Annotated in this window: 4 protein-coding genes and 1 pseudogene; 2 read left to right on the forward strand and 3 right to left on the reverse strand. The window is 58.7% G+C overall.

Translation table 11 applies throughout. The features are described from left to right. Window positions 1-25 precede the first annotated feature (25 nt). Complete coding sequence (locus AC4FIJ_RS16245) at window positions 26-1,114, reverse strand: AMP-binding protein (protein ID WP_490337670.1); 1,089 nt, start codon at window positions 1,112-1,114, stop codon at window positions 26-28. Between the two features lie 302 nt (window positions 1,115-1,416). Between AC4FIJ_RS16245 and AC4FIJ_RS16250 the strand changes: the two genes are divergently transcribed. Together AC4FIJ_RS16250 and AC4FIJ_RS16255 are read left to right on the forward strand one after the other, a co-directional pair. After that, entirely contained in the window at window positions 1,417-2,139 is a 723-nt protein-coding gene (locus AC4FIJ_RS16250) for a 4'-phosphopantetheinyl transferase family protein (protein ID WP_490337671.1), read from the forward strand. Next, entirely contained in the window at window positions 2,136-3,674 is a 1,539-nt protein-coding gene (locus AC4FIJ_RS16255) for a lipopolysaccharide biosynthesis protein (protein WP_490337672.1), read from the forward strand. The genes AC4FIJ_RS16250 and AC4FIJ_RS16255 overlap by 4 nt, the downstream gene beginning before the upstream one ends. A gap of 40 nt (window positions 3,675-3,714) precedes the next feature. On the opposite strand, the gene AC4FIJ_RS16260 is transcribed toward AC4FIJ_RS16255, so the two are convergent. Then, window positions 3,715-4,467, reverse strand: coding sequence for a methyltransferase, TIGR04325 family (locus AC4FIJ_RS16260; RefSeq protein WP_490337673.1), 753 nt, complete (start codon window positions 4,465-4,467; stop codon window positions 3,715-3,717). Between the two features lie 123 nt (window positions 4,468-4,590). Beyond that, window positions 4,591-4,779 (reverse strand): annotated as a pseudogene (locus AC4FIJ_RS16265) (integrase); the annotation flags it as partial. Between the last annotated feature and the right edge of the window lie 88 nt (window positions 4,780-4,867).

Here is a 4,867-nt window from a genome sequence, read left to right on the forward strand (position 1 = left end):
TGTCCATTGGAATGCGACAATGGGCTCATGGGTTCTGATCAGCGCGCCTTGGTATCAGGTCGTCGCTGGTGATCCTGCGATAGGTCGCATGCACGGTGATTTCAGTTATCCCGTACATGTTGATCAGGCTCGGCTGCTGATCGCCATATCGCTCCACCCAGGGACGAAGCGTCGCGAAGTCGAGGGCCTCGCCGCCGAAGATAATCTTTCGCAAAGCATATTCGCGGGGCGCCGAAGCGAGTTCCGCCCTCAGAAACTGGCGGAAGGCTGATGGCGTCTGGCACAGGATTGTCACCTTCTCGCGCAGCAACAATTCTCGCAGATCGACAGGAGAGCGCCGCGTGTCGAGTGGTACGGGCACGAGCCTGCCACCATGAAGAAGGGCGCCCCAGACTTCCCACACGGAGAAATCAAAGCCGAAGGAATGCGACACCGCCCAGACGTCGTTCTGGTCGAATTCAAACCACGCCCGCGTCGTTTCGAAGAGCCGGGTGACATTGCCGTGGCTGACCATCACCCCCTTTGGCTTTCCGGTCGAGCCCGACGTATAGATTACATAGGCCAGTGCTTCGGGGGCATCATTGCCAGGGTCGGGCACGAGTCCGACGGCAGGAGGAATGTCGCTGGTCACGAAGACCGTCATCCCCGGCTCGACGATGTTTGCCCGAAGGCAGTTCTGGGTGATGACCGCGGCAGCACCGGCATCTTCGAGCATGAAGGCAATGCGGTCCACCGGGTTCGCCGGATCAACCGGAAGATAGGCGCACCCTGCCTTCAGGATGCCAAGCATGGCCGCGATGGTCTCGATGCCATCGGCGGCGTGCAGTCCGATGATCTTGCCCGGCCCGATGCCGTTTGCCTGCAGATGACTCGCGATGGCGTCCGACCACGCGTCCAACCGGGCGTAGGTCAGTTCGCGATCGCCCTCTGTAAGCGCGACACGCTCGGGAAACCTGCTGGCGACGAGCCGGAAGCTGGAGTGGATGGATAGTGATCCGTGTCTTGATTGATCAATGCCCCAAGACCTTGGCGGCCGCTCGTTTCGCGAAGAAATGTGCTGCACCAAACCAGTATACGGGTTACCCGCCAGAGGCGAAGAATTCCAACCAGTCACCCTTTGCCCCCAGTGTCAGGTTCACTTGCCGATCGGCAAACGCAGCAGCCAAATATCCAATATCACGGATCGCCCCACCCAGTCGGCCGATGTTAAAATTCGACAGGCCTTTAAGGTCGCAAGTTGAGTCGAACTACAATAGCCAAAATTTATTATAGTCCCTCTACTATGGGAAGCTGACCATTGGTGGTAGGAACAGCTACCGCCGATGCTCGATTGCGTGAATAGGGCCGATCAACAAACTGATGGGGAAATGTTCTCACTCGTTCTCTGCCACCGGCACCTCTGCCTAGAGGGTTGCGATGAACCCCGTTCAAGAAGCTTTTGCATTTGAGTATGTTGTGGCGTGGGCGCTGGATATCGATGGTGACATCGAGGTCGATATCCTCCCACCTTCAATGCTCCGCCGTGGCGTCGTCCCGCGGAGCGGGAACGTCTGGCTGATCTTTTCACAACCGGATGATGAGCTTGGCAATCTGGCCTCGATCGCGTCCTGTCTATCGGATGTCGAGCAACAAAGGGCCGCTACATTTCTTTTCGAAACGGACAGGCTTCGCTATGTCCGTTCGCACGCCTTCGTGCGGGCTTGCCTCGCCTCTCTGCTTGGCTGTCATCCTGCGCAGATAAGATTTGCAGCGACGCTGAACGGCAAGCCGGTTCTCGCTGCATCGTCTTTTCATGGGTCAGACCTGCATTTCAGCCTGAGCCGTTCTGGCGATGTTTGCGTGCTGGCGGTGTCCGCCTCGCCCGTGGGCGTCGATATAGAGCGTATCCGCTCGATTGCGGAGATGCGCGCGATTGCCTTGAACCTCTGGGGCAGTGCCGCGCTTGAGAGGCTCGACCGGATTCCCGATGAGACCGGGCAAGCAGCCGCCTTCATCCGCTGGTGGACTGGTCACGAAGCAACGGTAAAATGCAGCGGAGCAGGTTTGAGCGATGAGCTTGCCGACCTGCCTGATGCAGGTTCAGGGCGCGTGGGCTGGTTGCACGGGTTGCCGCAACTCCAGGCCGGTCCTGTTGCATGACCCGTGGAGCCAACGGCAAGACGGGCAAGCCCCGCGCATCGGTCCGGCAAAAGGTCGCGCATGGGGCCTTCCTGATAACGGCTGCCCGCAGCGTTTCGAGAGCCTTGGATCTCGTCACCTTGATGGTGCTCGCGCGACTGCTCACTCCGGCTGATTTCGGCCTTGTCGCGATCGCAACGTCAGCGGTCCAGCTCACGGAAGCAATGCTGGAGCTGCCGACAGGTAACGCACTGCTGCAGCTGAAATCTGTAGGCCGCAAGCCGCTCGATACGGCCTTTACCTTCGCGCTGCTGCGCGGGCTGTTCGTCGCGGCCCTCTTGGCAGGCCTCTCGTTTCCATTGGCAAATTTCTTCGGCGATGAACGGCTGGTCCCGCTGATCTGCTTTCTGAGCGTGGCGCCTGCCCTGCGCGGGCTCCGAAGCCCCCGGGCGTTCCTGTTGTTCAAACACCTTCGGTTTCGTCCGGACGCAACTGCCGAGATCTTTGGCAAGCTGGCCGCCCTTTGCATCGCTATTACGCTTGCGCTCGAAACGGGGAGCTATTGGGCCATCGCGGCAGGCTCCGTGGCAAACCCCTTGTTCTATGTCATCGCGACTTACGTGCTGGTGCCAGCAAGGCCTCGTTTCACCCTGCATTCCTGGCGCCTGTTTCATCGCTATTTGGGATGGAGCATCGCCGCACAGGGTCTCAGCGCACTGAATTGGCAGACCGACCGGTTCGTGCTTGCCAAGATTGCCTCGCAGACCACTGTCGGACTATTCGCTACTACGCGCGATATTGCGGCCATGCCGTATAAGGTGATTTTCGAATCCATCCAGCGACCCGTGATCTCTGCGTTATCGCGAAGCAATGGCCATCGGGATCGGCAAGGGGACACCTACCGTCTCACACTGTCCGCTGTATTGTCGATCGGGATCCCGATTGCCTTTGCCCAGGCAATACTCGCGCCGCAGTTGGTGGAACTCGTGCTCGGGCCGCAATGGCTGACGGTGGTGCTTGTCTTCCAGGCTGCCTCGCTGACGCTTATTCCAGGTCTCTTCTCAAGCATGACCAGTTCGCTGCTTTACGCATCCGGCAAGCCCAACCTGATTTTCACCCGCAATCTTTACGACTGGGCTGCCCGGATGCCGCTGACTGTCGGTTTGACCCTGTGGGGGGGGTGGAAGGGCGCTGTCATGGCATTCGTCGTTTCCGACTGTCTTCTTGCTTTCCTTTGCATGATGCTGGTGCGCCGCACGGTCGGGATATCGGTCTTTCAACAGCTGGCCGGAGCCTGGCGGGCCGCAATTTCCGGCATCTGCATGGTGGGCATAATGCTGGTGGTCGGACACTCTACGGAGGCCGGATCGGGTCCCTTGGGCATCATCCTGTACTTGTTATGGATGGTACCGCTTGCCGGTTCTGTTTACGCCGTCATGCTTCTGGTAATATGGATATCGATCGGTCGGCCCGACGGAATCGAGCGCCTTGCCTTTCATTTTGCCGAACCGCTGCTGCCCAAGACGGCCAGAAGAATTGTGCTGGGACGTTCGTGATCTGCAGCATCGAAGCAGGCCAGAGCCCAGCTTGACCTTCCTACGATCCAAGCCTGCAGTAATAGCCACGACTTGTGGACTTGCCGAAAGCGGGATGGGTATGGCTGAGGGAGGCGATTTCCCACTGATCGATAATCGTATAGCCTGCATCGGTCAGGCTCCTTTCGAACACTTGGCGGTTACGGATCCGATAGGGTATCTCGGCACCGGGGAATTGCTCCAGAGTGACCACTTCTTCAGCGTCACGCGTCGCCACCTTGTTGATCACGGCATGTACCGGCTGGCTTACGAAGCGTTTCAGATAGGGGCCGGGATCTTCATCCAGATACTGAAAGAGCCCGGAGGCCAGCAACACCGACGCAGGTGGAATTTCTTCCGGACCGGCATGAACCGAGATGCCGGAAAGCCCATCCGCTTCTGCTTGCGCGCGGCCCTGTTTGACGATTTCGGGCAAATCGCAAACCGCCCAATCCAGACTCTCGGGAAAAATAAGCCGCGACGAGAAAGCGCGAAATTTCGTACCCATGTGCCCGCCAGCGTCGATGATGCGGTTCGTGTCCGGCAGCACGCGCTCCAGCCAGAATAGAACGGGATAGTCCCACAATTCCGTACGGCACATCAGTTCGTACGAAACCGGGGCGACTGCGGCATGATTATACCCGGCCAGCCGTTCGCGCCCGACCGCAGCCAATGCGCTATCATAATCGGGATAGCTACCCTTGAAGCGGTCATAGTCACGGCCTCCGAGCGAGCGCCGAAGTCTGGAAGCCGCCCTTTGCGCCAGGCTCTTCATGATGCGGAATGCGGCTCCTGTTCGACCAGCGGTGGACCGAATTCCGGCGCAGCGATGGCAGTTTATCTGGGCCTATATACTTGTGTGATCCGGCCGAAAGAAAGCCCCGCCGCTGAAAGGTCCGCAGCCCAAAAGCTTGCTGTCGATTGCCAGATCGAACAGCGCCCAATTTTGCAGGCGGCGGTGCTGGTTGAGGGAGAAGCGGATGCGCCAAATCCGCTTCGGCTTCATAGCGCGCTTTGCGCCTACGGTCCTTTCGGCATTTCAAATCGGACGCTTGGTAGCGGTGAGTTCCGTTTCAAGCATCTTCATAATCATTTCTCCTATGGCCACATTGGCCATCTTTAGCCTGTCCTATTCATGAGTTCGCCGGATGGCGTTGTGCGGCCTTTGAGCCTGC

The sequence above is a fragment of the Croceicoccus sp. genome (assembly GCF_983967925.1).

Bases quoted from the DNA above. Each gene is read 5' to 3' on its own strand.
- AC4FIJ_RS16255 (WP_490337672.1), top strand. From the start codon at position 2,136: ATGACCCGTGGAGCCAACGGCAAGACGGGCAAGCCCCGCGCATCGGTC.
- AC4FIJ_RS16260 (WP_490337673.1), bottom strand. From the start codon at position 4,467: ATGAAGAGCCTGGCGCAAAGGGCGGCTTCCAGACTTCGGCGCTCGCTC.
- AC4FIJ_RS16250 (WP_490337671.1), top strand. From the start codon at position 1,417: ATGAACCCCGTTCAAGAAGCTTTTGCATTTGAGTATGTTGTGGCGTGG.